Source organism: Larkinella ripae (genome assembly GCF_054780775.1).
The window spans coordinates 1-25,990 of record NZ_BAAGVR010000024.1 but is presented as its reverse complement, the minus strand read 5'-3'; the positions used below and the strand labels follow the sequence as shown (position 1 = coordinate 25,990).

Annotated in this window: 18 protein-coding genes; 3 read left to right on the top strand and 15 right to left on the bottom strand. The window is 53.2% G+C overall.

Features of this window, described 5'->3' with window-relative positions; all coding sequences use genetic code 11:
- Positions 1-19 precede the first annotated feature (19 nt).
- From ACYVHX_RS18790 to ACYVHX_RS18720, 15 genes are all read right to left on the bottom strand, one after another.
- Entirely contained in the window at positions 20-1,399 is a 1,380-nt protein-coding gene (locus ACYVHX_RS18790; RefSeq protein WP_460673220.1) for a RagB/SusD family nutrient uptake outer membrane protein, read from the bottom strand.
- On the bottom strand, positions 1,396-4,440 hold the full coding sequence (locus ACYVHX_RS18785) for a SusC/RagA family TonB-linked outer membrane protein (protein WP_460673219.1): 3,045 nt from the start codon (positions 4,438-4,440) through the stop codon (positions 1,396-1,398). The genes ACYVHX_RS18790 and ACYVHX_RS18785 overlap by 4 nt, the downstream gene beginning before the upstream one ends.
- A 344-nt stretch (positions 4,441-4,784) precedes the next feature.
- A complete protein-coding gene (locus ACYVHX_RS18780) occupies positions 4,785-6,182 on the bottom strand; it encodes a RagB/SusD family nutrient uptake outer membrane protein (protein WP_460673218.1) in 1,398 nt (465 codons plus the stop codon).
- 66 nt (positions 6,183-6,248) lie between these two features.
- A complete protein-coding gene (locus ACYVHX_RS18775; protein WP_460673217.1) occupies positions 6,249-9,254 on the bottom strand; it encodes a SusC/RagA family TonB-linked outer membrane protein in 3,006 nt (1,001 codons plus the stop codon).
- A gap of 358 nt (positions 9,255-9,612) precedes the next feature.
- Positions 9,613-10,821 (bottom strand): glycosyltransferase family 2 protein, encoded by a 1,209-nt coding sequence (locus ACYVHX_RS18770; protein ID WP_460673216.1) that lies wholly within the window; start codon positions 10,819-10,821, stop codon positions 9,613-9,615.
- Between the two features lie 10 nt (positions 10,822-10,831).
- Complete coding sequence (locus tag ACYVHX_RS18765) at positions 10,832-11,767, bottom strand: glycosyltransferase family 2 protein (protein WP_460673215.1); 936 nt, start codon at positions 11,765-11,767, stop codon at positions 10,832-10,834.
- Entirely contained in the window at positions 11,764-12,933 is a 1,170-nt protein-coding gene (locus ACYVHX_RS18760) for a sugar transferase (protein ID WP_460673214.1), read from the bottom strand. Before ACYVHX_RS18760 ends, ACYVHX_RS18765 begins: the two co-directional genes overlap by 4 nt.
- Positions 12,934-12,952: 19 nt before the next feature.
- Positions 12,953-13,366: a response regulator transcription factor gene (locus ACYVHX_RS18755; RefSeq protein ID WP_460673213.1), complete on the bottom strand. Its 414-nt coding sequence runs from the start codon at positions 13,364-13,366 to the stop codon at positions 12,953-12,955.
- Between the two features lie 318 nt (positions 13,367-13,684).
- Positions 13,685-14,050 carry an Hpt domain-containing protein gene (locus tag ACYVHX_RS18750; RefSeq protein ID WP_460673212.1) on the bottom strand — a complete coding sequence of 122 codons (366 nt, stop codon included), beginning with the start codon at positions 14,048-14,050 and terminating at the stop codon, positions 13,685-13,687.
- A gap of 52 nt (positions 14,051-14,102) precedes the next feature.
- Positions 14,103-15,626: an ATP-binding protein gene (locus ACYVHX_RS18745; protein WP_460673211.1), complete on the bottom strand. Its 1,524-nt coding sequence runs from the start codon at positions 15,624-15,626 to the stop codon at positions 14,103-14,105.
- Between the two features lie 4 nt (positions 15,627-15,630).
- Positions 15,631-16,770, bottom strand: a complete 1,140-nt coding sequence (locus ACYVHX_RS18740) for an FIST signal transduction protein (RefSeq protein WP_460673210.1) — start codon at positions 16,768-16,770, stop codon at positions 15,631-15,633.
- Positions 16,771-17,197: 427 nt separating this feature from the next.
- The gene (locus ACYVHX_RS18735; RefSeq protein WP_460673209.1) at positions 17,198-17,515 is read right to left on the bottom strand and encodes a hypothetical protein; all 318 of its coding nucleotides are present in this window, start codon (positions 17,513-17,515) and stop codon (positions 17,198-17,200) included.
- Positions 17,516-17,726: 211 nt separating this feature from the next.
- Positions 17,727-18,974, bottom strand: a complete 1,248-nt coding sequence (locus ACYVHX_RS18730) for an NAD(P)/FAD-dependent oxidoreductase (RefSeq protein WP_460673208.1) — start codon at positions 18,972-18,974, stop codon at positions 17,727-17,729.
- The gene (locus ACYVHX_RS18725; RefSeq protein WP_460673207.1) at positions 18,971-19,972 is read right to left on the bottom strand and encodes a 4-hydroxyproline epimerase; all 1,002 of its coding nucleotides are present in this window, start codon (positions 19,970-19,972) and stop codon (positions 18,971-18,973) included. Before ACYVHX_RS18725 ends, ACYVHX_RS18730 begins: the two co-directional genes overlap by 4 nt.
- A 22-nt stretch (positions 19,973-19,994) precedes the next feature.
- A complete protein-coding gene (locus ACYVHX_RS18720) occupies positions 19,995-20,906 on the bottom strand; it encodes a dihydrodipicolinate synthase family protein (RefSeq protein WP_460673206.1) in 912 nt (303 codons plus the stop codon).
- Between the two features lie 266 nt (positions 20,907-21,172).
- Between ACYVHX_RS18720 and ACYVHX_RS18715 the strand changes: the two genes are divergently transcribed.
- Genes ACYVHX_RS18715 through ACYVHX_RS18705 form a run of 3 tightly spaced genes read left to right on the top strand, consistent with a single transcriptional unit; the run spans position 21,173 to position 25,915 of the window.
- Positions 21,173-22,036 (top strand): AraC family transcriptional regulator, encoded by an 864-nt coding sequence (locus ACYVHX_RS18715; protein ID WP_460673205.1) that lies wholly within the window; start codon positions 21,173-21,175, stop codon positions 22,034-22,036.
- A gap of 4 nt (positions 22,037-22,040) precedes the next feature.
- The gene (locus ACYVHX_RS18710) at positions 22,041-24,230 is read left to right on the top strand and encodes a S9 family peptidase (protein WP_460673204.1); all 2,190 of its coding nucleotides are present in this window, start codon (positions 22,041-22,043) and stop codon (positions 24,228-24,230) included.
- Positions 24,231-24,268: 38 nt separating this feature from the next.
- On the top strand, positions 24,269-25,915 hold the full coding sequence (locus ACYVHX_RS18705) for a M1 family metallopeptidase (protein WP_460673203.1): 1,647 nt from the start codon (positions 24,269-24,271) through the stop codon (positions 25,913-25,915).
- Positions 25,916-25,990: the final 75 nt, after the last annotated feature.

Here is a 25,990-nt window from a genome sequence, read left to right as displayed (position 1 = left end):
TGCCGAAAAGGTGAACTTCTCAATACCCCGGATTCTGCGCGTCCTTCAGCGCCGGGTTCCGCTGGATTTCGCCCTGCGGAATCGGCCAGCGTTCGTAGCGGTTGTTCCAGTTGGGCGTAAACGCCGACATGACAGCCTGCACGCGGCCCGTCCGGATGAGGTCGTACCAGCGGTGGCCTTCGAAGGCGAGCTCATACACCCGTTCCCGTTCGATAGCCGACAACATCTCGCCCTGGTTGGCCGCAACCACGTTCGGGGCTTTGGCCCGCGCCCGGAGCACGTTCAGGTCGGCAATGGCGCCCGTCACGCCGGTTAGCTTGTTCTGCTGCGCCCGGGCTTCGGCCCGGATGAGGTACATTTCGGCCAGCCGCATCAACACAATGTTGTTGTTGTCGTTGTCAGCCGTTCCGTATTTCTGAACCGTCCAGCCGTTGTCGTCGCCACTCTGATTCACCGGATCGAACGTCGCCGTAGCCCGGCGGCTGCCTGATTCGGTGGAGACCAGCATCATAATCACCTGATCCGACGGAATGACTTCCCGGCGACCGAGGTATAAGTTACTCAGACTAAAGGCCCCCGTTCCGGGGTCATCGCTCAGGGCGTAACCGACCTCCAGAATCGACTCTTTCGTAAAGTCTTTGCTGACGATATCCTCGAAATTCGTTTCCAGCGTATACACTTTCGAATCGATCACCTGTGTGGCCAACTGCTCGGCCTGGGCCCAGTTTTTCTGGTACAGATAAAACCGCGCCAGCATCGCCCGGGCACTGATTTTATTGGCGTAGGTACCATTGACCACCGTGGCCGTCGAACCGGCTTCGATGGGCGCCAGATCGGCTTCGGCCGCCTTCCAGTCTTCCAGCACCGACGCCAGGATGTCGGCTTTCGGCGACTTCGGAATGGTGCGGTTGGTGGCCTGATCGGTGGTCGTCACGTTCGGAATATCGCCGTACGTATTCGCGCCGATGAAATTGGCGTAACCGCGTAAAAACCGCATCTCGGCCATTACCTGCCGCCGGGTCGCTTCCGAAACTCCCGAAATGCCGGGCAGCCGTTCCAGAATGAAGTTGGCGACGTAAACCGTCCGGTACATATTGCTCCACAGCGATGCAACCGCGCCGTTGGAAGCGGTAATCTGTTTGGTTCCAAACTCCCGCTCGTCGGTGAAGGTGCCGTTGTGCCGGATGTAATCGGCCGTAAAATCCCCGGCCATCATGTTGGTCGCGGCCATGCCCCGCAGGGCGGCATAAGCCCCGATGCGGGCGGGTTCGACGTCCGCGGGTTCGTTGAGCACCAGGTTATCGACCAGCAAATCCACCGGTTTGGGCTCCAGCACGGTGGTGCAGGAAGCCAGCCAGATTGTTGCCAGGATGGCAGTATAGCGAACAAATCGTTTCATAAATTTAAGGTAATGCCCACCATCATGGTTTTGTACTGGGGAATGGTGAAAAAGTCGATGCCCTGGGCCGTGGTCGAACCATCGAGCGTGCTGACCTCCGGGTCGGGGCCGCTGTAACGCGTCAGCGTCCAGAGGTTCGTGGCCGAGGCAAAAATGCGGGCCGTGGAGACGATCCGGAACCGCTCGACGTATTTTTTGGGCAGGTTGTACCCCAAAGCAACGTTCTTCAGCCGCAGGTAGGAACCATCTTCCAAAAACCGGCTGCTGTGGTAGTTGTTGTAGCTGTTCTGGTAAACATACCGCGGTACGCTGGTGATATCACCCGGTTTTTGCCAGCGTTCCAGCGCCTTCCGCGACTGGTTGCTTTGCAGATCGGCCCCGGTATTGATGGCCGTCACGCTGGTGAAATTCAGCATTTTATTGCCGTAGGAAGCCTGAAAGAAGACGTTCAGGTCGAAGCCTTTGTAGGCAAACCGGTTCGTCAGCCCCCCAAACAGTTTGGGCTGGGCGTTGCCGATCACCTGTCCGTCATCGGCGGTGATCCGGCCATCGCCGTTGATGTCCTCGTAAATGGCATCGCCCGTGGCCGGATCGACCCCCATGAATTTCAGTCCCCAGAACGACCCGAGCGGCTGACCCTGCAACACCACGTTGGTGTTCCCGACTCCGTTGGCGGAATAGCCGCGAAACAGGGGACCGTCGTTGGCGAGTTCGACAACCTTGTTGATGTTGCGGGACAAATTCAGATCGGTATTCCAGCGAAAACCGCCCCGGTCGAAGTTGACCGTTGACACCATCAGTTCAACACCGCGGTTGGAGATTTTCCCGATATTTCCCTGCACGGTTCCAAAACCGGTGGTCGATGGAATCGGCTGGGCAAACAGCAGCCGGTCGGTCATGTTGTCGTAGGCATCGAAAGTCACGTTCAGGCGACCGTTGAAGAAATTCGCGTCCAGACCAATGTTGGCTTCGCGGGTCCGCTCCCATTGCAGGGTCGGGTTCGCCAGCGCCGACGGCCCCAGGCCCGACGCTCCGCTGTAGGTCACCGCGGCCCAGGTTCCCAGAAACTGGTAATCGCCAATGCGTTCGTTCCCCGTAAAACCGTAGCTGGCCCGCAGTTTCAGGTCGTTCAGCGCCCGGAACTGCTCCATAAATTTCTCCTGCGAAATCCGCCAGCCCAGTGACAAGGAGGGGAATAAGCCAAACTGCCGGTCGCGCCCGAACCGCGACGAACCGTCGTAACGCGCCGTCACCGTCGCCAGGTAGCGTTCGTCGTAATCGTACCGAAATTCGGCGAAAGTGGAAAACAAACCGCTCTGGAGCAGTGCGGAACTTCCGTTGTCGACAATCCCGGCGGAGGTGATGTAGGTAAAGTCGTCGCTCGGAAACAAGCGTCCCTGCACACTTCCCGACCGCTCCTGCCGCTGCAGAATTTCCAGTCCCAGCAGGGCATTGAACCGGTGTTTTTCGTTCAGCAGGAAATTATAACTCAGCGTGTTGGTATTGATGAACGTGGAGTACGTCCCTGAGTTGAAAACGCCATAGCCCCGGCCACCCACGCCTTCCAGGTACCCGCCAATGGCCGTCGCCGAGGATTCAAACTGGTCTTCGGTCACCTGGTTGTAGTCGATGCTTACTTTGGAGCGAAACCGCAGGTTCTGGAGCAGTTCGTATTCGGCCCAGAGCCCCGCCAGAATCTTGACGGTGTAGGTATCAAACCGGGGTAAAACTGCCTGGGCAACCGGGTTGAAATTCGGAAAACCGGCGTAATTCGGATCGCCGGGGCCGTAGAGCTGGCCCTGTTCATTGTACGGCGAATAAAACGGCAGCGATTTTACCGCTCCAGAGTACACCCCATCCAGAAAGTTGTCGCCCTTGACGCGCTTGTTCAGCATCCGGGTCAGCGCAATGTCCGTTCCGAACGACAGGGCCGAGTTGGCTTTGTGGTCGAAACTGAGCTTGCCCGACATCCGGGTCAGGCGGTTGTTCAACTGAATGCCTTCTTCGTCACGGAAGTTGCCGCTGAGGTAAAACCGGGTCTTCTCGTTGCCACCCGATGCCGAAAGCTGGTATTGCTGGTAAATGCCTTTCCGCAGAATCGCATCGACCCAGTCGGTGTTCACCCCGTCGGTGACGCCCTTGATCAGGCCCAGTTTGTCCGGGTCCTGCCCGGCGTTCGTGACGGCTTCGCGTTGCAGTTCGAGCAATTCCGTGGAGTTCAGCAGGTCGGGGCGCTTAACGATCTCGGTCATCCCGCGCTGCACTTCGGCGGTGAAGGTCGTCTTCTGATTCGTTTTGCCTTTTTTGGTCGTAATCAATACCACGCCATTGGCCGCCCGCGAACCGTAAATGGCTTTGGCGGAAGCATCTTTCAGCACCTGAATCGATTCAATATCGTTTGGATTGAACAAGGAGAACGCGTTGTCGGTTTGGCCCCCGAAATCCCGGTTCGACAACAAGCCGTCTTCCACCGGCACGCCATCGACGATAAACAGCGGGCGGTTGCTGGCCGTAATCGACGTGCTACCCCGGACGCGGACGGTGATGCCGCCCCCCGGTGTTCCGGACGACTGCGTCACGAGCACCCCCGCAGCCTGGCCCTGCAAGGCCTGGTCGAAACTGGCCACCGGAATTTCCTTGAATTTTTCGCTGGTCACGGAAACCACCGATCCCGTAATGTCTTTCTTCTGAACGGAATTGTAGCCGGTGACAACCACCTGAGCCAGTTCATTGACCGCTTCGGCCATCTGCACGTTGATCACCGAGCGGTTATTGATCGGGATGTCCTGGGCAACCAGGGCGATCGACGAAAACGTCAGGACGGTTTTGTCATCCGGTACGTTGATGCTGTAATTGCCATCGGCGTCGGTGCTGACCCCAATGGTGGTGCCTTTCACAACAACGTTCACGCCGGGCAGCGTCGATCCGTCCTGGGCCGCGGTTACCCGGCCCGTTACCCGGCGGGTTTGCCCAAAAGCCAGGCTTCCCGTCAGGACGAAAAGTAGGAACCAACACGTTAAAAGAGTATACCGTTTTCTCATCTACAGGTTCTGGGTGTTTAACTGAACGGGTCGAAAAAGCACCGGCCACTTCGGCCCTTTAGTCGTTCAATATACTTAATTTTCAAAATAATAAACGATGAAGTCGTTTCAACCGATGTATACAATATAAAAAATTATGTAACACCCAGTAAGACGCTATTTTTTCAAAAACCGTTGTGTTCAGACAAAATAAAAAATGCCAAACTGCGCAGTTCGGCATTTTTAAAAAAAGGAGGAAAGGAGGGAAAGGGGCGTAAGCAGGAAAAGAAGAGAGGAAAAAGGAAAAACCGCCTTTTCATCCTCCTCTCCCACCTTCTTCCTCCCACCCTTTTCCTCCTTCTTTTTTAATAGCCCGGATTCTGAACCAGCAGGCTGTTGGCGTCGACTTCCCGTTTCGGAATGGGCAACACCAGTTTGGGATCGTTCCAGTTCAGGTCACCGGTTTTGCCTTTGGTGCGTTTGATATCGTGGAGACGCAGGCCTTCAAAAGCCAACTCTTTTATGCGTTCGTTCAACACATTGGCCACCGTCGGTGCGGCAATCGGCGCCAGCCCCGCCCGGGTCCGAACGGCATTCAGGTCAGCCGCGGGCGTGGCACCCGTTGTGGTCGAAAGGCGCAGGTTACATTCCGCGCGGGTCAACAGCATTTCAGATAAGCGGATAACTGGAATGTTGGCGTAGAAATCCGCCCATTTTCCGGTATAATACCGGGAGCCGCCCCCCTTTACGCCAATGTAAAACAAATCCGTCCGCCGGGCATCCGTCGAATCATAGGTAGCCACAAATTCATTCAGAACCTGGATATCACCGCGGCCAACCGCTGCGCCCCCTGCCGGAATGCTGGCGTATAAAGTCGTCAGCCCGTCGTTGCTTGTTCCGGGGTTGTTCTGGGTATTTTCCTGAATTTCAAACACGCTTTCGGCCGTGTTCCTGTTCCGGAAAACCGTCGTCACATCCGGGTTCAACTGGTAATTACCGGATTCGATTACCTGATTAGCGGCCGCTAATGCCTTGGCATAATCCGATTGCTGCAGATATACCCGCGCCAGGAAAGCCAGTGCCGAAAATTTTGTAGCCCGCAATTCATTCTCCTCCGGCATCTGGGCGACTGCTTTGGTCAGGTCGTCGATCACCTGCGTATACACCTGGGCTACCGTGTTGCGCGCCCGGGTTTCGGCAGCTTGCTCCTGCGTCATGGTGGCCCGCAGCACAAGCGGAACGCCTAGTTGATCGTTGGCCGCGGTGGCACCCCAGGGCAGGGCAAACAAACGAACCAGTTCGAAATACATAATTCCGCGCAGGAAGTGTGCTTCTCCTTCAAAAGCCGCCCGCTGGTCCGCGTCGGATACCTTATCGAGCGACTCCAGAATATTATTGGCGACGTTGATTACCTGGTAAGCCGTAAGCCAGGTCCGCTGTGCTTCGGCGTTGGTCGCCAGCATCTGCCGGCTGGTTACTTCCCGGTAACTCGCAAACGAGCCGCGCCAGGCTACGTAATTATCGGAAGCCAACAGTTCGGGCAACAGATTCAGGTTGGTGCCGTACAGTTCACCGTCGGCCAACCCGCCACCGGTACCAGAAAAGACGCCGTAAGTACCAATCAGTGCACTTTCAACGTCCTGTGCCGACGACAGAGCCGTTGCGGCATCGACTGACTGCCGGGGTTCAAGGTCCAACTTCTTGTCGCAGGCTGTGATACCCAACGCCATTGCCAGACTTAAGGATATGATTGTTTTTTTCATTGTCAAGTTTTGATTTTAGTCAACCGGATTTCTTCTGTTAGTCTTGAACGAAAGAAAGACCGCCTTTTAAAAGCCAAGATTCACGCCAAACGTAAAGGTTCTGGCTTGCGGGGGCGTATAGAAGTCATGCCCTAACGCAATGTTGGCCGTCTGGTTGGTCGAGTTAACATACTGCGTGTTCACTTCCGGATCATAGCCGGTGTACTTCGTAAACGTAAGCAGGTTCAACCCCGATACATACACACGAGCCGTCTGAATGAACGCTTTCTTCAACAGACCGCTCGGCAGGTTATAGCCCAGCGTTGCGGTTTTTACCCGCAGGAATGATCCATCCTGCATCCAGCGTGATGAGATACCGGTGCCATTAGCAGCCCCAAACTCGGCGCGCGGAACGTCCGTCACATCACCCGGTTTTTGCCAGCGGTTCATCTGATCCTTCGTCTGGTTATCGAAATAATCACCATTCACCGACTGGTAAATACCTGCGACGTTGAACAGATCATTACCCGAAACAAATTGCAGCAAAACGCTCAGGTCGAAGCCTTTGTAAGAGAAGTTGTTGTTCAAACCGCCCGTAAAATCCGGGTTCGGATCGCCCACGAACAATTCCGGTGCCGATGCGTAGTCATTGGTCGGCTGTCCATCCGAGCCTTCATACAGCGCATCACCCGTTGCCGGATCGACCCCAACGTATTTTTTACCGTAGAAAACACCCAGCGGTTTTCCTTCCGTTACGTAGCTCAGGAACCGCGAATTGGCCCGAATCGGCGATACATTCAATTTCGTTACCTTGTTGCGGTTGAACGAAATGTTGAAATTGGTTGACCAGCGGAAGGCACCAACGAGGTTTTGTGAAGTGATGCTGAATTCGACGCCCCGGTTGCGCAAACTTCCGATGTTGCGGGCGATGGTTGAAAAACCGTTGATGGCGGGTTGTGGTACGTTCAGCAGCAGGTCGTCGGTAATTTTGTTGTAGAAATCGATCTGTCCGTTGATTCGGTTATTGCGGAATCCAAACTCCAGCCCCAAATCAAACTGCGTCGATTTCTCCCAGCGCAAAGCCGCATTGGCCACCTGCGTCGGACGAATCCCGACCTGATCGCCGTAATTAATCGTGCCGTATAAACCGCGTGAATCGAAGTTACCAATTTCCGAGTTCCCGGTTAATCCGTAGCTGGCCCGCAGTTTCAGCAGACTCAGAATCGGAAGTGCATCTTTGATGAAAGGTTCATCGTTCAAAATCCAGCCCACCGAAGCCGACGGGAAAAAGCCGTAGCGGTTGTCGGCACCGAAGCGCGACGAACCATCGATCCGGCCTGTCAAACCGATCAGGTACCGGTCTTTGAATTTATAATTGGCGCGGGCCAGGTACGACAGAATACTGAAACCCGTTTCGGTGGAGCTGGCATCGGTTTTCTGACTGGCACTGGCGAGTTCCTGAAACTTGTCGTTTGGGAAATTCCGGCCCGTCGCCGACACCGCCTGAATGTTTTGCTCCTGGTACGTCATCCCAACCAGCACGTCGATGCTGTGGTCGGCACCGATGCTTTTCAAGTAATTCAGCGTATTGTTCGTCGTCCAGTTATTCACCCGGGTCATGGCCTGGTAACCGTAGCCGGTCGGTGCGCCATCTTCGGTTAACCGTCCCTGGTAAATTTCTTCCTGAAGATTCAGCACATCAAATCCGTATTCGGTCCGGAACGACAACCCCGGCAGAAGCTGGTATTGACCGAAAATGTTTCCAAACGTGCGGAACGTGCGGGCGTAGTTGGATGCGTTGTCCAATTCAACCAGGTTGTTATAATAAAAAGTCCCTCGGTTATAACCTGTTGGGTCGGTTGCGCTGTAAATCGGCTGAATCGGTGGTAAGGCGTTCAGCTGAATGGGATTCGAAAAAGCATTATCGCCCGACACCTTCTTATTGATAATGTTGGAAAAGGCAATGCTAGCTCCAACGCTGAACTTGTTGCTGACGTTGTGGTCGAGATTCAACCGCATGTTGTTCCGGCGAAAATTGTTACCCACAATAAAACCAACCTGTTTATTGGTAGCCCCAGTCAGACTAAACCGGGTTTTCTCGTTTCCGCCGTTGATTCCAAAATTAGCCTGATTAACCGCTCCCTGGCGAAAAGCCGCACTGGCCCAGTCGCTGTCAACGGTCGAATTCTGATCTAAGCCATACCCCGGAAAACCGTCGCTCGAATCATTGGGATCGATCCCCGCGTTGGTCAGCGATTCCGTGAAGAGTTCCTTGTATTCGGCAGCATTCAGAAATTCCCGTTTGCGGGTCGCATTCGTGATCCCCGTGTAGTAACCAACCTGAATATTGGTCCGACCGGCTTTCCCGCGTTTGGTGGTAATCAGCACGACCCCGTTGCTGGCCCGCGATCCGTAAATAGACGAAGCCGATGCATCTTTCAGAATTTCAATGGATTCAATGTCGTTGGGATCGATGTCGGCCAGCGGACTGAACAATTCCGTGTCGGTGGTATTGACGTCCTGTGACGTAATGGGAATACCATCCAGGACATACAACGGTTCGTTACCCGCCGAAATGGAAGCGGCTCCGCGGACGCGAATCTGCAAGGCTGAACCCAGTTTTCCGCTTCCCTGGGTAATCTGAACGCCCGGTGTACGGCCCTGCAGGGCGGTTTCAAACGTCTGAACCGGCAGTTTGGAAATTTCATCGCCTTTCACTGTCAGTTGCGAACCCGTCAGGTCCCGGCGTTGCTGCGTTCCGTACCCGACCACCACCACTTCGTTCAAAGCGCGGGTGTCGTTGGCTAGTTTCACATCGATGGTGCTGCGGTTTCCGATGGCTACCTCCTGCGTGGTGGTGCCGATGAAACTAACGACCAATGCACCGCCTTCCGAAGGAACACTCAGGGTGTAATTGCCACTGGCATCCGTTTGCGTTCCGCGGGAAGTTCCTTTCAGTTGAATGGAAACGCCCGGCAACGCCGATCCGTCGTCGGCCGACGTGACTTTTCCCGTCACCTGCCGATCCTGCGCTATAGCTGACGCCCACACCAATACGGTTAACAGACAGCTAAGCAGTAATGATTTTCTCATACAAATAGGTTTGGTTTGTTGAAAAAAATGTAATCAATCCGGCAATCACCCCCTAAAGGGTAAAAACGTAAACGCAATTTAATGCAAACCGGGTGATATTAAGAGCCTTACCATCAAAAAAATTGTATGCCTGCATACTATTCGCTAAAAAGATTCCGGAACAGATCAGGCGGGGTTACCAAACAAAGCCGAATATAATGGCCTGAAATACAGAACATAAACAAACAGCAACCAGCGATACCGGGCGGCTATGAATTGTATTTTGGTAAGGAGAGGGCGGTTTTGCGGTTGTTAACAAATGGGGATTGGCAAACCGCAAACTGGTGGATAGAAGCAGGTTTTGATTTTTATTTAATGGTTAGCGGGTTTTCAATTCTACTTCGCCCGCCCGGCGCACTTTTTCCCAGGTTCCCGACTGGTTGCCTTTCAGGTAGCGAACCCACCCGGCCAGGGCGCAAACGTTCATGAACGTAAAGTAAAAGGGCACGAACAGCAGTTTCCAGCGCAGGTTTTTCTTTTCCAGCCGATACCCCGCCCAGGCTGCCGCGTAAAACAGTCCTTGAAGCGCAAGCAAAACCGTCCAGCCATTGGGTCCGGATGAGGGACTCAGCCACTCCTGAACCGCCAGCCAGGCGTTGGCCAGAAAAATAAGCGGCAAACAGGGTGGCGCCACCGCCCAGCGCATGACCCGGTGCGAAACGTATTCGAACGTCAGCCAGCCGTAGCGGAACGGATTCAGCAGGTACTTCAAGCGGGCAATCGACTGAAAACCGCCGGCTGCAATCCGGATTTTGCGTTTTTGTTCGTCCAGAATCGAAAACGACGGTCGCTCCATCGCGTAGGCATCCGGCTCGTAGGCGACCCGAAAACCGCGTCCGGCAATGCGCAGGGAAATAATGAAATCATCCAGAATCGTATCGGTTTCCACCGGTTCGTAAAGCTCGGTCCGCACCGCGAAGAGCTCGCCAGCCGCGCCCACAATGGTATGCAGGTCGGAATCCAGCCGCTTCAGAAACGATTCGTATTTCCAGTAAAGTCCTTCGCCCGAACCGGCCGCCGATTCACTATCGCCCGTCAGAATCCGTTTTTCGCCGGCCACGGCGCCCACTAGCGGGTCGCGAAAATGATCGACCAGCCGCCGGACGGCCTGGCTGTTCAAAACCGTGTTGGCGTCGGTAAAAATGGCGATCGGCGTGGTTATTTGCTGCATGGCCCGGTTCATGGCGGCCACTTTGCCCCGGCGTTCGGTGCCGCCCATGATACCCAGTTTCGGGCCGTAGGTCGTCCGTAAAAATTCCGATGACCCATCGTTCGATCCTTCCGTCACAAACAGAAAATGAAGGTGCTCGGCGGGATATGCCTGCGAAAAGGAATTCGCCACTTTGTCGGGCAAACACCCTAATTCGTTGTAGGCCGGGACAATCAGCGTTACATCGGGGGCAAAAACCGCATCGGTTTTCAGGGCAGGCCGACGCCCGCGAATCCGCACCAGCAGCCACACCAGAATACCGTATCCGAAATACGTATAGAGCACGAGTCCCGCGCAGATCATCAGTAAAATTTCCATACGTACTGAGTTAAGTAACCGCAACGACGGGCGGCAGAACGGTTTTGGCCGGTCGGTGAATTTTCGTGGTAAAATGCCAGAGAACGGCATTTTTCATCGCAGCAAAGTAGGTCATCTGTCCCTTCAGGGTGTAGAGCAGAGCCGCTTTGGTCAGCGCCAGACCGAAGTAATACAGGATAAACACATACAACGGCAACCCGCTGACGTTTCTCCGCATGAACAACAGCCGATTCCGCGTGTGGTAATACACTTTCATCGGACTGGCTTTGCCCACGCTGATCGATTCTTTGTGGTAAATCAGGGCTGAAGCCTGGTAGTAAATCTGAAAACCGGCCCGCTGGATCTGCATCGACCAGTCCAGTTCTTCGTAGTACAGGAAGAAGGATTCGTCCATAACGCCCCCCTCCTCCACCACCCGCCGGCTGGTCATCATGGCCGCGCCGTGGGCAAAAGCCGTCGGCCCGGACTTATCGTGCTGCTGACGGTCGGTTTCGCCCAGGCCAATCGACCAGGTGCGGCCCGTGTACGGATTCAATGGATAATAACCGGCGTACTGAATAACGGTCGGATGATCGTAGTAGCGGATTTTCGGGCAGGTAATTCCGATCTTCGGATGGGCTTGAAACGGAGCCAGCAGCTGATCGAGCAAATCCGGCGTTACCTCCGTATCGTTGTTCAGAAAGAAAAAATAATCGCCCTGCGCGTGTTTCATTCCCAGGTTGTTCCCGCCCGAAAAACCGAGGTTCTCGGGACTGACGATTATTTTCACATTCGGATAATTCCCCCGCTGAATGCGGCTGGTCGGGTCTTCCACCGAAGCGTTATCGACCACAATGACCTCAAAATTCGGGTATTTCAGCCGCCGGGTCGATTCCAGCAATTGGCAGGTGACTTCCGCCTGGTTGTAATTGATCGTAATCAGCGAAATCAGGGGTGCGGTGCTCATACGTTCTCCTTTTGCCATACCGCTTTGAGGGTTCGTATTACAATCATCAGATCCGTTCTGAAAGAATATTTCTTGGCGTAAAGTACGTCGAGCTGAATCCGTTCCTGGTCCGAAACGGCCGAGCCACCCCGTTTGGTGACCTGCCAGAGCCCCGTCAGGCCGGCCGGTGCCGCAAACCGCCGGGCGTAACCCGAAGCGGTCAGTTTCTCGGCTTCGTAGGGCGGCAGCGGCCGATTGCCCACAAATGACATATCGCCCCGGAGAATGTTGTAAAACTGCGGCAGTTCGTCGATGCTGGTATTGCGCAGCACCTTGCCCAGACGAGTTACGCGGGGATCTTCCTTGAACTTCGAAAACATGGCTTTCGCCTTTTCGTTCCGGTAGTGAACCTCTTCGCAAACCTGTTTATCGTCCAGGAAGAGCGGGCGCTGGCAAATGGTTCCGGCGCGCTGGCAGGCGTCACAAAGCTGATCGGCCGGTTCTTCCACTTTTTTTACATTGTACATGTTCTTGGATGCCATGCTGGCCAGCATCTGATCGGCGTCCGTCCGCATGGTCCGGAACTTGTACATACTGAATACTTTATAGCCCATTCCCACCCGCTTGGAGCCGTAAAAAATTGGCCCTTTCGAATCCAGTTTGACCAGAATGGCGACCACCAGCAGAATGGGCGAAATCATCAGCAGCAGGATCGATGACAAAACAATATCGAAAATCCGCTTCCCGATCGGCATCCCCACGGCGATGGTTTTATGCTCGTGTCCCGCACTTTCGGCGTATTGTTTTTTCAGGATCAGATACGAAAGCCGGGTCTGAAAAGCCGCTTCCGAATACCCGTAATGAAACACATCGATGACGCGGCCCCGGTAGGGCTCGGCGGTGATGTCGATGGCCGGTTTGCCCGTCAGCAGAATGGTAGAGAGTTTGCCGACCTGCGGTTTGCTGCGGATGGCATTCAGAAATGACGTACTGTTCAGCCGGTCATTGAACACCACCAGATCGATTTCCGGGTCGGCCTCAACGCAAAAGAGCGCTGCTTCCAGGTTGTTGACGACCGTAATCGAAGCGCTTCCTCCGAAGGCCCGGTTAAAATCCGAGGCCATTTGAGGATCATCCTCAACATATAATACCCGATACGTTGTTTTGTTCGTTAAGGCCGTCGTCATACAAATTAGAAGCTAAGAATCAGAACGAAGTGGGCAATGCCGAGCTGCTTTTATCCCCCGACCGGCGCAGAATGGCGTTGATTTTGGCGCGCACCTCCATCGGATTGAAGGGTTTGATCATGTAATCATCCGCCCCTTGCTCCAGGCAGGCAATTTTGGTAGCGCTATCGGTAAAAGTCGACAAGACAATGATGGGAACCTGCCGCAGCAAGGAGCTGGCCCGAATGGTCCGGATCAGGTCCTGACCGCTTAAATAAGGCATCTGCAAATCGGTGATGATGATGTCAACCGGGTTGCCCGCTTCCAGCCAGTCCATGGCTTCGATGCCATTGTTGAGCGTCGTGATAACAAAATCATTTTTTAACGTGTGCCGCAGCACCTTCCGAATGTAGGTATCATCTTCAACAACTAGAACGTGGTATTGATTTTCCATAAAACGTATATAGGTATCACAAACAACTCTGACTAAGTTTACAAATACTGAATTTATCCAACTAGAACAGAGTAGCTATTGGGTGTGACAACGGCAGTTAACACGAACCAGTCATTGAAACAACAAAAATCATACTATAATTCTGACAGCATTAATTTTTGTCTGATAAATATAATGCAATTCTCTCAAATCAGCCAATATTTACTGTCAGGTAGGTTATTTTAATCATTTCCTAATATTGCACAATCTATTTACTAGCAATTCGAGCCTAAAACTATAATCACGCAATGAATCGATTAAAAAAGTATTAAAGTTTGTTTACTGTCGGATTTCGCTTGTCAGCAAGGGAGTTAACTGCGCCAGATTGGTTTGAAAAACCGCGTACGAAAGCGTAATGGTTACAAAATCCGGTTGGTCTCTTGCCTGTTTTTCGATATCCCAGAGCCGGTTTTCCAGGGTCGTTAAGCCGACCATTCCCAGCCAGGGGCGCAGTTGATGCGTCAAATACATGACGCCCTCCCAATCCTGCAAGGCAATAAACTGCTCCAATTCCAGAAAATTGGGAATGACTTCATCCAGAAAAGTTTCGATGGCTGAAACCAGCATTTGCGTATCGTCACCGTACAACTGGAGCAAACGATCGCGATCCAGGTGGCCGATACCAGCGTCGGCGGAAGGGTCCATTTCTTCCTAAAAATTAGAATTACGGTGAAGAGAACTTTTAATTGTTTGTTTGTTAATTCAGCCGGTGACAGTATTTGGCGATCTTTTGAAACAGATCGTTGGGGTTGAACGGCTTGGTCACGTAATCATTGATTCCGGCGTTGATGGCCCGGTCGCGGTTGCTGTAGGTGGCCGAAGCCGTCAGCGCAATAACCGGAATCGTGGCGTCGGTTTCCCGGATTTGCTCCGTCGACGTATAGCCGTCCATCACCGGCATCTGGAGATCCATCAAAATCAGATCATACGAGCCTGCCCGGAACTTATCCAGACCAACCTGCCCATTTTCAGCCACATCCACCAGAATCCCCCAGCGGTTCAGAAACTTGAGCGCCACCTTAACGTTGACGGGATAGTCTTCTACCAGCAAAATCCGGACGCCTTTCAACGTTTGGTCGTTGATCGTATCCGTCACCGTGTAGTTCTGCTTGACGGCCGAACCGATGCGCAAGTCGAGCGTAAAGAAAAACTTAGCGCCCCTCCCTTCTTCGCTCTCCACCTCAATCTTGCTGCCGTGCAGTTCCAGCAAGCGTTTGGTAATCACCAATCCCAGACCGGTTCCGCCAAACTGCCGGGTTGTGGCCGAATTGGCCTGCGTAAACATTTCAAATATAGCCTGCTGCTTCTCGGGGGCAATGCCGATGCCGGTATCCTGCACCGAAACATAGATGGAAGCCACTTCGTCGTCTTTTCTTAACAGCGACAGCTCGATGGTAATGGTCCCCTGTTTCGTGAATTTAATGGCATTGGACACCAGGTTGGACAATACCTGACCGATTCGCAGCGAATCACCCATCAGAATGTCCGGAATATCGTCGTCCACCATCAATTTGATCCGGGTGCCGTTTTCTTCACCTTTGAACTGATGCGCACGTTTGATATTGGAAACCAGGTGTTTAAAGTCGAAATTGCTTTCTTCCAGCTCCACCTTCCCGGCTTCAATCTTGCTGAAATCCAGAATGTCGTTGATGAGTGCGTGCAGGTGTTCAATCGAAAACTGGAGGGTTTTCAGGTTCTCGGCCAGCGCGGGCGGCACTTCCTCCTGACTCATCAGGTACGTCATCCCGACAATTCCGTTGAGGGGCGTCCGGATTTCGTGGCTCATCATCGACAGAAAATCGGATTTGGCCATGGTGGCATTCTCGGCAATTTCCTTCGCCGACCGCAACTCCTGCTCAATTTGCTTGCGATGCTCGATCTGCCGCTGGAGAAAATCGACCAGGGTGACGAGATTCTCGGGGCCAAATTCCGGCATTTTATTGCCGTCCGGCGTTTCCATAGACTGGATGGCTTCGATCAGCTTTTCTTCCGACTGCCGACGCTGGCTGATTTCTTCCTTCAGCTTCTGATTGATCGTGGCGTATTCCCGCTCGTTCAGAAACGACGAATGCTCGAATAATTCTTTGTCACGATCAAAATTGTGATAGGACTCGTTAACGGCTTTGACAAACTGCTGAAACCGCTCGTGTTGCAGGCATTCTTCCGTCAGGTGTTTGTTAATCTGCCGCGCAAGCAGCTTATGGAGGGTATTGGCGTCCATGGATTCAATTCTCGGAAAAAACGGTGACGGTCATGGTCTGGTTGTGCAGTTCACAGCGGGCGTTGGATTGCAGCGGAGAAATTTCGCCGTACGAATAAAAACCGGTCATGACCGCTTCGCTGCCGAACACTTCCCGGGCCGCTTCAACCTCCTCCTCCGTTCGCTGGCCCAGCACCAGCTTCCGCCCCACGCAGCTAATCAGAATGGCCAGTTCGGGCGTAAAATTCAACTGGCTCAGCGAGGTATGAGCCGCTGTGGCGGAGGCATCGATCAGCCGGTCGAAATTGGCCGTCATAAACCGGATGAGGGCTTTTTCGGGCATATCACCCGCGAACGTCATGCTCTTGGTTTCCTCGTTGATGGCCAGAATGGTTCGGACCAGCGGTTCAGACGATGACGTTACCCGGATCGATAACGGAAAAAGCAGGGCGGCTGCCGGTAAACTTTCGGCATATTTCCCTAAGTATTCTTTGTATAAATCCAGGGCGTGCTTATCGTCAATCTGGTACAAAACGTTGTAGGCGGCTTTGGTCACTTCGCGTTCCGGACCGAAAACATCCCAGCCCCCCATCGAGCCGTGGCCAATTTTCAGGTCTTCGCCGTAAAACCCGATCCCGACGATCTTGCCGCTGGCGGGATTCTGATTCAGCCCCACCACGGTTTTTTCAAAACGGGCGGCATCACCGGCCAGTCCGCCCGAAATGGGAATATGCCGTTTCAGAAGCTGATTGAGGGCTTCGATCAGGTCGCTGCCGTTCACCCAACTGCCGTCCGATATCAAAAAGATAGCCGCCAAATCCGGTCCTTCCAGCTTCCGGGCAATCGTCTCCCCTGCCTGAAAGCTTTCCGTATGTTTCTGAATATCAATCTGTACCGTCCGAATTCGGGTTTTTTCAAATTCAATCGCCGTTACAATCACCGAATCGTCATGAACCTTGTCCAGGTAGATTTCACCCGATGTCGAATTGATGACAATGTCGGCAGCCGGAAACCGCTCCCGGAGATTGTCGTACAGGTTTGATCTTTCCAGTAAAAACCGCTCCCCGAACGCCAACACCAGCTGCGCATTTTCAGCCAAAAAACCGGACGTTTCGGATAGTGACGTCCACGCCTGGTCTTTGTAAACGGATTGATTCAGTTTCATTCGATTGTGAAAGTAAAAATTAGGTGGGTACGAAAATGCGCCGTTTTTCAGACCAGGGCATTTAAGTATTTATCCTGCAAAAAATGTACTAGATGATACCGAACGGTTACTTATTTATCAAAATGTTTGAAATTTCCTTTTATCAATACGCAGTTGGTTCCGAAAAGCGCCATTCTCCGCATCGGTTTTTTCCACAAACTGAGCCATTTAACAGACAAAATATTTCATAAAACTTCTCTGAAATATTCCAGATAGCGTGACCGTAAAAGCAGCAAAGGAAACGATCGGTCTATTCTGAACCAGTAACCGAAGATGGGGCTTCGCTAATTATCAGACAGTGACCCAACACAAATATCGTGCTAGAAACCTTCTGCAGCGGGTAGTTTGGCGGAACGACAAGCGAGTTAGTGAGGTAATTACGAAGGGATTACTGAACTTCAAGCGGCAATTCGGTCTGGTAAATATCCGAGAAACATTCCTGCAACTCGTGCACGTAATAGAGGTAACGCCGGCTGCTGACGCATAACCAGCAGTTGAGGCCGGGCACCAATTTTAAATCCTGAAAATACCAGAAAAGACGCGCAGAATCCTGCTGAAAGCCGAAAGAGATCAACCATTGCTTGGTCAACCGAATGGGTTGGGGACGATGATGCGGCAGGATCTCCTGCAGCAACTTTTCCGTGAAGAGCGTCGGCTCGTTTCCGACGTAATAGTATCGGCCAACAGGGGGCGGGCTGACTTTCATGGCATGGAATCGTTACAATTAAGAACTACAAAAAAAGTAGAGCTAACCCTTCAAATACGTCAAGTGAATCAGAAATCGGCAGGCATTATCTTATTTATACCGCGCTAATTACACGTTAGTTAATGGTTTTCCAAACTTTTATCCTGAAAAATGCAGCTTTTTTTTACTATAGGGCAGTTTTTGCCGGATTTTCTCCCGACATCAGCCGGTTTTACCGGAATCGTTCCGGATTGAAAGACCCAATTTCCAAAACCGGGTGTTGATTCGCGATGCCATCAGCCACCAGCTTTCCCGTTGCGGGACCCAGGCTAACCCCCATCATGCCGTGTCCCGTCGCCAGCGTCAGGTTGTCGAAACCCGCCACCCGGCCGATGTACGGCAGGCCGTCGGGCGAACAGGGCCGCAAACCGCTCCAGACCTTCGACACCTCCGGTAGTTTGGCGGGCAGATCCGGGTAATAATTTTGAATTGAATTGACAATGCCGCGTACCCGGTTCATGTTGACGGACAGGTCGGTTCCGGCCACTTCGAGCGTTCCGGCAAATCGTAGATCGTTGCCCATTGGCGTCGCCGTCGCGCGGGCCTCGAGCATAATGGCCGGAACCCGGATGTTCGGCTGCTGATTGGGCAGCATAAAACTGTATCCCTTGCCGCCCTGCATCGGCAGTGAAACACCCAGCAAACGGGTCAGGGTGGGCGACCAGGCTCCGGCGGCAATCACCAGTTCATCAACGGAATGTTCTCCCGAAAGGGTTCGGACCGTGGAAACCCCCGTTCCGGTTCTGCCAAAACCGGTAACTTCCTGCCCTTCCAGCAGGGTGACACCGCGTTTTTTCAGGTGCGCAACCAGCGACCGAATCAACTGACCGGGATTCAGGTGCGCATCGCCGGGAAAATAAACCGCCCCCCGCACGTTCACCCGAACGCCGGGCTCCAGCTCCTGCACCTGTGCGCCCGACATCTGCCGGGCTTCGATTCCGGCCCGGCTGGCGACTTCCGCTTCTTCGGCCATCTCATGTTCGGCCGATGCGGTTTTGTACAGCATCAATAACCCCACTTCCTGCCAGCCAAACGACAGCTCGCCGGATTGGGCCAGTTGCTGGTAAAGTTGTTTGCTAAGCAGACTGATGTCGCGCAGCGCCGGAATCGAACGCTCGACGTGTTCGGCCGTGGAGTGTTTGTAAAACAGCCAGCCCCACCGCAGCAGGTCGGCATTCAAACGCGGTTTGATGTAGAATGGGCTGGTCGAACGCATCAACATCCGCATCCCTTTAGCCACCATGCCCGGTTGCGCCAGCGGAATAATATGGCTCGGCACAATCATGCCCGCGTTGCCAAACGAACAGCCGTCGGTGATCGGATTTTTATCGAAAATCGTGACCCGATAGCCGGCCTTATCCAAATAATAAGCTGAGCATAAACCGATTACACCCCCGCCAATAATACCAACGTGCTTCATATGACCTGAAAACCTTGTACATACGGATCGTCCTCATCCAGAATCAGGTGATTGAAACCGTGAATGATGGCCCAGCCTTCAATGCTCGGAACAATCGCCGGTTTGCCGGCCAGTTCCGTCTCCTGCTCGATTCGGCCCGTAAAAATGGAGCCGATGATGCTTTCGTGCACAAAATCCTGACCCGGTTTTAACCAGCCTTTGGCGTACCACTGCGCCAGCCGCGCCGACGTACCGGTGCCGCAGGGCGAGCGGTCAATGGCCTTGTCGCCGTAAAAAACCGCATTGCGGGCCGTCGACGTTGCCGCCAGCGGTTCGCCCGTCCACAGAATGTGACTCAAGCCGTTGATGGTCGAATTTTCGGGATGCACAAATTCGTACTGCTCATTCAGCCGCTGCCGCATCACCCGCGCCCAGGCAATAAGTTGTTCGGCTTTGAAATGCTGTAGCCCGGGAAAATTCGGTTGCGGATCAACGATGGCGTAGAAGTTACCACCGTAGGCCACATCCACCGTCAGCGTGCCCAGATCCGGGCATTCGACCGTCAGGTTTTCAGCCGCCAGATACGATTTGATGTTTGTTATCTTGACGGATTTCACCTTTCGACCTTCCTGTCGGTATTCGACGCGCACCAGACCGGCCGGGACTTCCAGATTCAGGACGCCCGGCGTTTTCGGCACCACCAACCCCTGCTCAATCGCCACCGTGACGGTTCCGATGGTGCCGTGGCCGCACATCGGCAAGCAGCCCGAGGTTTCGATGAACAGCACGCCCACGTCGTTGGCCGGGTCGGTCGGCGGATACAGAATGCTGCCCGACATCATGTCATGCCCCCGCGGTTCGAACATCAGGCTCTTCCGAATCCAGTCGTAGTCGCGCAGAAAATGCTGCCGTTTTTCGCTCATCGTGGCGCCCACCAGGTGCGGAATGCTCCCGCCGGTTACGACCCGAACGGGGTTTCCGCAGGTGTGCGCGTCGATGCAAAAAAAGTTGTAATTCATAAAAACCACCTTTTCAGTACATTTACACGGTTTGCAGCACGGGCCGGTTGGCCAGAGCCGCTTCGATCACACCCAAAACCCGCTCCCGCTCCTCGCCCACCAGCGTCAGGCGCGGTGCTCGCACGTATTCAGAACCAATGTCGGTAGCGACAGCCGCGAGTTTGATGTACTGCACGAGCTTCGGCTGAATATCCAGTTCCAGCAACGGCATGAACCAGAAGTACAGACTCCGGGCTTCGTCCATTCGACCCGCTTTTACTAGGTCATACAGGGTAACGGTTTCCAGCGGAAACGCATCGACCAGACCAGCCACCCAGCCATCGGCTCCGGCCGACAGGGATTCCAGCGCGAGCGTATCTACCCCACCGAGCAGCCGGTAACGGTCGCCAAATGCATTGCGCATCCGGGCAATGTTGGTCAGATCGCGGGTTGATTCCTTCACCGCCTGAATGTTGGGCAATTCCGCCAGTTTCTCGAACATCGCCACGCTGGTCATGATCTTGTAATCGATCGGATTGTTGTAAATCATGATCGGCAGCGAGGTTTCCTGCGCAATGGCCTTGAAAAACTCGACGGTTTCGTAGGAGTCAGCAAAATACCGCATCGGCGGCAACAGCATCAGGCCGTCGGCTCCGGCGTTTTCGGCTTCCCGCGCACTGCGGATGGCTTCCCGGGTGGCGGCTTCCGCGATATTCATGATGACGGGCACCCGACCGTTCACGGTTTCGAGCGCCGTCTCCAGCAACGACAGCTTTTCCGGCCCGGTCAGCGTGCTGACTTCGCCCAGCGATCCGGCAATGATCAGTCCGTGAACTCCGGCTTCCAGTTGTGCGTGCAGATTTTTTACAAACAAAGGCAGATCAAGTTCGTCGGTTGCCGTGAAGGGCGTGAGGAGGGCGGGATAAACCCCTTTCCAGGATACGGAAGTTGCCATAAGAGTTTGAGCGTAAGTCAGTGTTAAATGAAGAAGAGTATCAGCCGAATCAGCCAGAACAAATTTGGCGAATTACGGGCGGCTCCACTTCACAAAGGTTGATTAATATTAATACTATTTTTACCAGTATACAGATTCCACGCTAAATAATCGACTAATTGTGTACCAATTTATCGTTTCTTTTACTACTTTGTTTCACCGTACGAATTTCCTGCTTCATCGCTTGTGAAACCAGTTATCCGCAACACGAACCTCTTTTGACCGGTATGAAACCACTCTTGTTTCGGGTTCCTACCGTCGATGATCGCTCGTTTCGGGTGCAGGTCGATGACGGCCCGCATTTTTACGACCGGCTGCATTTTCACCCCGAATTGCAGCTGACCCTGATTAAAGAAAGCGTGGGGACGCAGGTGGTTGGTGACCGCATCGACCGGTTTCGGCCTTACGATCTTTTGCTGCTGGGCGCCAACCTGCCGCACGTTTTTCGCAATGACCCCGATTACTTTACGGATCAAACCGGGTATCGGGCGTTATCGTACTCGGTTTACCTCAGTCCCGAGCATTTGCGGCAAACTTTTTTCGGAATGCCCGAATTGAACCACCTGAGCCAGCTGTTTCAGGACGCCCGGCGCGGAGTCCGCATCCGGTTCAACGAAGCAGTTTCGGTAACCGCGCACATGGAGCAGTTGCACCTGCTTCGGCCGTTTGAGCAATTGATGACGCTGTTGACGGTTCTCGACCGCATGGCGTCCGATTCCCGGCGCGAATTGCTGTCGATAACGGCCTACGAGCAGCCCCGCCGACCCGACGATCACCAGCGGCTCGACAACGTGTTCACCTATATTCTGAATCATTACGCCTTGCCCATTACGCTGGAAGATGTGGCTGGCCAGGCGCACCTGACGCCCAGTGCGTTTTGCCGGTTTTTCCGCCTTCATACCCGAAAAACCTTTTCGCAACTGCTCAATGAAGTGCGCATCGAACACGCCAGCCGGTTGTTGCAGGAGTCCAAACTGCCGATCGGCCAGATTGCGTTTTCGTGCGGCTATACCAACTTATCCAATTTCAACCGACAGTTTAAACTCATTACCGGTTTGACACCGGGCCAGTACATCAAAGCTATTTTCTAGATCTATGAAACGGATTACCAGGACAATATTTCTTGCCGGTTGTTTCCTGACCGGTTTTATTCAGGGGGTGGTCGCCCAATCGCAGGGCATCCGCTGGACCGCCGACGGAAAAGCGTATTTGTCGGTGATTCGGGAAGCCATCGTTCGGACCGACGTCGTTTCCGGCCAGGAAACGGAGATCGTTTCCAAAGAACATCTTACGCCCGCCAGCGCCGGAAAACCGCTGGCGGTAGCCGGTTTTGCGTTCAGCCCGGATTCGGCAACGGCCCTGATTTTTACGAATACCGCCCGGGTCTGGCGCTACAACACCCAGGGCGATTATTATTTGGTCAACCGAAAAACCGGTCAGTTGCGGCAAGTCGGAAAAAGCCAGCCCGGTCAGTCGCTGCGCTTCGCCAAACTCTCGCCCGACGGAACGAAAGTCGCCTATGTGAGCAAAAACAACCTTTTCGTGGAGGATATCGCCAGCGGACAAACTACTCAGCTTACGAACGATGGCACCCGGAAACGCATCAATGGCACCTTCGACTGGGCGTATGAAGAAGAGTTTGGCTGCCGCGACGGTTTTCGCTGGAGCCCCGACAGCAAGCAGATTGCGTACTGGCAAATTGACGCCAGCGCTATTCGGGATTACCTGATGCTCAACACCACGGATTCGGTTTACTCGCGGGTGGTGCCGGTTGAATACCCGAAAGTGGGCGAATCGCCTTCGCCGGCCCGCGTCGGTATTGTTCCGGTAACGGGCGGAGCAACCCGCTGGCTGGCCATTCCGGGTGATCCGCAACAACATTATCTGGTGCGGATGGAGTGGTTTCCGGGCACAAACGAACTGATTATTCAACAGGTAAACCGGAAGCAGAATCAAAGCATTCTTTTTGTCGCCCAGGCTTCTGACGGCTCGGCGGTTCCCATTCATAGGGAAACCAGTTCAACCTGGATTGATACCAAAGAAAGCTGGAATCGCGGGAATCCGGCGGGCTGGGAGTGGCTGGAGAATGGCAAATCCTTCGTTTGGGTGTCCGAAAAAAATGGTTGGCGGCAATTGTTTCAGGTAAGTCGTGATGGCAAAAAAGAGACATTGCTCACCCCCGGTTCGTACGACATTGCCACGATCAGCTCCATCGACGAAAAAAACCGGTACATCTATTTCATAGCCTCTCCCAACAATCCAACGCAGCGGTATTTGTTCCGGACCAAAATGGACGGCAAGGGCAAACTGGAGCCGATTTCGCCCGCCAATCAGCCCGGAACGCATACATATGACATAGCACCGGGTGGTCAGTTGGCCCAGCATTCGTTCAACAGCCACCGGGCTTCGATGAAAAGCAACTGGGTCCGACTGCCTGATCACCAGGTTCTGCGGGCTTCACCCACACGCGCAGCATCAACGACGCAAAACCCGCAAAACGTTGAGTTCTTCACCCTCACCACCGCCGACGGGACTTCTTTGGATGGCTGGATTCAGAAGCCCGTCAATTTTGACAGCACTAAAAAATACCCGGTTGTCTTCTACGTGTACGGCGAGCCTGCCAGCACCACTACGAACGATGTCTTTTCGGCGGGCAGCAATACTCTTTTTGACGGAGATATGGCCAAGGCAGGGTATTGCTACGTTGCGCTGGATAACCGGGGTACGCCAACGCTCAAGGGAACTGCCTGGCGCAAAGCCATTTACCGGCAAATCGGACGAATCAATGTCCGGGATCAGGCCATGGGTGCCCAAAAACTGTTCGCCCAACGCGCTTACCTCGACACCAGCCGGGTGGCCGTCTGGGGCTGGAGCGGTGGCGGCTCTACTACCCTGCATCTTCTGTTTCAGTATCCCGAGATTTACAAAACCGGCATTTCCGTTGCGGCTGTCGCCAATCAATTGTTTTACGATAACATTTACCAGGAACGGTACATGGGTCTGCCGCAGGAAAACCGGTCGGACTTCGTGGCGGGCTCGCCAGTTACATACGCAAAGAATCTGCGGGGAAATTTGCTGTATATTCACGGAACCGGCGACGACAACGTTCATTATTCCAACGCTGAAGTACTGATTAACGAATTAATTAAGCACAATAAACAGTTTCAAACCATGCCTTATCCCAATCGGACGCACAGCATCTCGGAAGGCGAGGGCACGAATCGGCACCTTCGAACCCTTTACACGAAATACCTCCTGGAGCACTGCCCACCGGGTCCGCGTTGAGAACTGATCCATCGACTTTTATCTAGCCTGTTCCCTTTATGACTACCAAACTTCATCAATCGCTCTGGCTGCTGGCCGGTTTTTTCCTTACCCTGACGGCTTCCGCTCAAAAGTTTGCTTTTACCCACGATGACACGCTGCGCGGCACCATCACGCCGGAACGGGTCTGGTGGGATCTGGCCTATTATCATTTGCAGGTAAAACTCAATCCAACCGACAGCACCATCAGCGGTAGCACCACCATTCAATACCGGGTTTTGCAGCCCAAGCAAACGTTACAGGTTGATTTGCAACGTCCACTGAAAGTCCAGAAAATTGTTCAGGACGGTCAGGAATTGCGGTTTCGGCAGGATGGAAATGCTTATTTTGTGACGCTCCAGAAAAAGCAGGTTGCTGGTGAAACCGAGTCGCTGGAAGTTTTTTATGCGGGAAAACCCAGAAAAGCCAAGCGGGCTCCCTGGGATGGCGGTTTTGTCTGGAAACGGGATAAAGCCGGGCAGTGGTTTATTGCTACGGCTTGCCAGGGGCTGGGGGCCAGCTCGTGGTGGCCGTGCAAAGATCATATGTACGATGAGCCCGACAGCATGTTAATCAGTGTAACGGTCCCGAAAGACTTAACCGATGTGTCCAATGGCCGTCTGCGTCGCGTCACTGAGAACAGCGACAACACCCATACCTTCGACTGGTTTGTGAGCAATCCCATCAACAATTACGGCGTCAACTTAAATATTGGTAATTACATCCAATGGACCGATACCCTTCAGGGTGAAAAGGGGCGTTTGGATTTGAGTTTTTACGCGTTGCGTGAACACGAGGATTCGGCTCGTCGGCAATTTCAGCAGGTAAAACCGATGTTAAAAGCCTTTGAGCATTGGTTTGGCCCGTATCCTTTTTACGAGGATGGTTACAAACTGGTTGATACACCGTATTTGGGTATGGAACACCAGAGTTCCGTAACGTACGGCAACCGCTTCCGAAACGGCTACCTGGGAAGGGATTTATCGGGCACCGGTTTCGGCTTACTGTGGGATTTCATCATCATTCATGAGTCCGGTCATGAGTGGTTTGCCAACAATATTACCTACAAGGATGTGGCTGATATGTGGGTGCATGAGAGTTTCACCAATTATTCCGAAAATTTATACACTGAGTATTACTACGGAAAAGCAGCCGGAGCGGCTTACGTAATGGGTTGTCGGGCCCAAATTCGAAATGATCGGTCCATAGTTGGCATTTACAATGTTAACCACTCGGGTTCGGGTGATATGTATTACAAAGGAGGGAATCTATTGCACACGATCCGGCAAATTATTGGCGACGATGTTAAATGGCGGGAAATCCTTCGCGGAATGAACAAAACGTTTTATCACCAAACAGTTGACGGCAAACAAATTGAAGAATACATCAGCCAGCAATCAGGCCTCAATTTCCAGAAAATTTTCGATCAGTATTTGCGCGATACCCGGATTCCAGTTCTGGAATACAAAATCGTAAAAAACAAACTACAATATCGCTGGACAGAATGCATACCCGGTTTTAACATGCCGCTAAAGGTTTGCCTGAATACTACTGGGCCCGTTCAAAGTCTTAAGCCTACGACACAATGGCAGACCTTGCCCACTTCGGACGTAACTATGCTAACCAGCGATCCGAATTACTACGTCTATGTTCGGTTAACTAAGTGATTTATTGCCAACAACAAAAAGCCCTCACCGGTTAGGGTGAGGGCTCGTAATCTGTGGTGGCGGCCACCTACTCTC

Excerpts from the sequence above, each read along its gene's own strand:
- ACYVHX_RS18780 (WP_460673218.1), bottom strand. The coding sequence starts at position 6,182 with ATGAAAAAAACAATCATATCCTTAAGTCTGGCAATGGCGTTGGGTATC.
- ACYVHX_RS18765 (WP_460673215.1), bottom strand. The coding sequence starts at position 11,767 with ATGAGCACCGCACCCCTGATTTCGCTGATTACGATCAATTACAACCAG.
- ACYVHX_RS18760 (WP_460673214.1), bottom strand. The coding sequence starts at position 12,933 with ATGACGACGGCCTTAACGAACAAAACAACGTATCGGGTATTATATGTT.
- ACYVHX_RS18770 (WP_460673216.1), bottom strand. The coding sequence starts at position 10,821 with ATGGAAATTTTACTGATGATCTGCGCGGGACTCGTGCTCTATACGTAT.
- ACYVHX_RS18775 (WP_460673217.1), bottom strand. The coding sequence starts at position 9,254 with ATGAGAAAATCATTACTGCTTAGCTGTCTGTTAACCGTATTGGTGTGG.
- ACYVHX_RS18750 (WP_460673212.1), bottom strand. The coding sequence starts at position 14,050 with ATGGACCCTTCCGCCGACGCTGGTATCGGCCACCTGGATCGCGATCGT.
- ACYVHX_RS18790 (WP_460673220.1), bottom strand. The coding sequence starts at position 1,399 with ATGAAACGATTTGTTCGCTATACTGCCATCCTGGCAACAATCTGGCTG.
- ACYVHX_RS18745 (WP_460673211.1), bottom strand. The coding sequence starts at position 15,626 with ATGGACGCCAATACCCTCCATAAGCTGCTTGCGCGGCAGATTAACAAA.
- ACYVHX_RS18755 (WP_460673213.1), bottom strand. The coding sequence starts at position 13,366 with ATGGAAAATCAATACCACGTTCTAGTTGTTGAAGATGATACCTACATT.
- ACYVHX_RS18785 (WP_460673219.1), bottom strand. The coding sequence starts at position 4,440 with ATGAGAAAACGGTATACTCTTTTAACGTGTTGGTTCCTACTTTTCGTC.
- ACYVHX_RS18725 (WP_460673207.1), bottom strand. The coding sequence starts at position 19,972 with ATGAATTACAACTTTTTTTGCATCGACGCGCACACCTGCGGAAACCCC.
- ACYVHX_RS18715 (WP_460673205.1), top strand. The coding sequence starts at position 21,173 with ATGAAACCACTCTTGTTTCGGGTTCCTACCGTCGATGATCGCTCGTTT.
- ACYVHX_RS18740 (WP_460673210.1), bottom strand. The coding sequence starts at position 16,770 with ATGAAACTGAATCAATCCGTTTACAAAGACCAGGCGTGGACGTCACTA.
- ACYVHX_RS18735 (WP_460673209.1), bottom strand. The coding sequence starts at position 17,515 with ATGAAAGTCAGCCCGCCCCCTGTTGGCCGATACTATTACGTCGGAAAC.
- ACYVHX_RS18710 (WP_460673204.1), top strand. The coding sequence starts at position 22,041 with ATGAAACGGATTACCAGGACAATATTTCTTGCCGGTTGTTTCCTGACC.
- ACYVHX_RS18730 (WP_460673208.1), bottom strand. The coding sequence starts at position 18,974 with ATGAAGCACGTTGGTATTATTGGCGGGGGTGTAATCGGTTTATGCTCA.
- ACYVHX_RS18705 (WP_460673203.1), top strand. The coding sequence starts at position 24,269 with ATGACTACCAAACTTCATCAATCGCTCTGGCTGCTGGCCGGTTTTTTC.
- ACYVHX_RS18720 (WP_460673206.1), bottom strand. The coding sequence starts at position 20,906 with ATGGCAACTTCCGTATCCTGGAAAGGGGTTTATCCCGCCCTCCTCACG.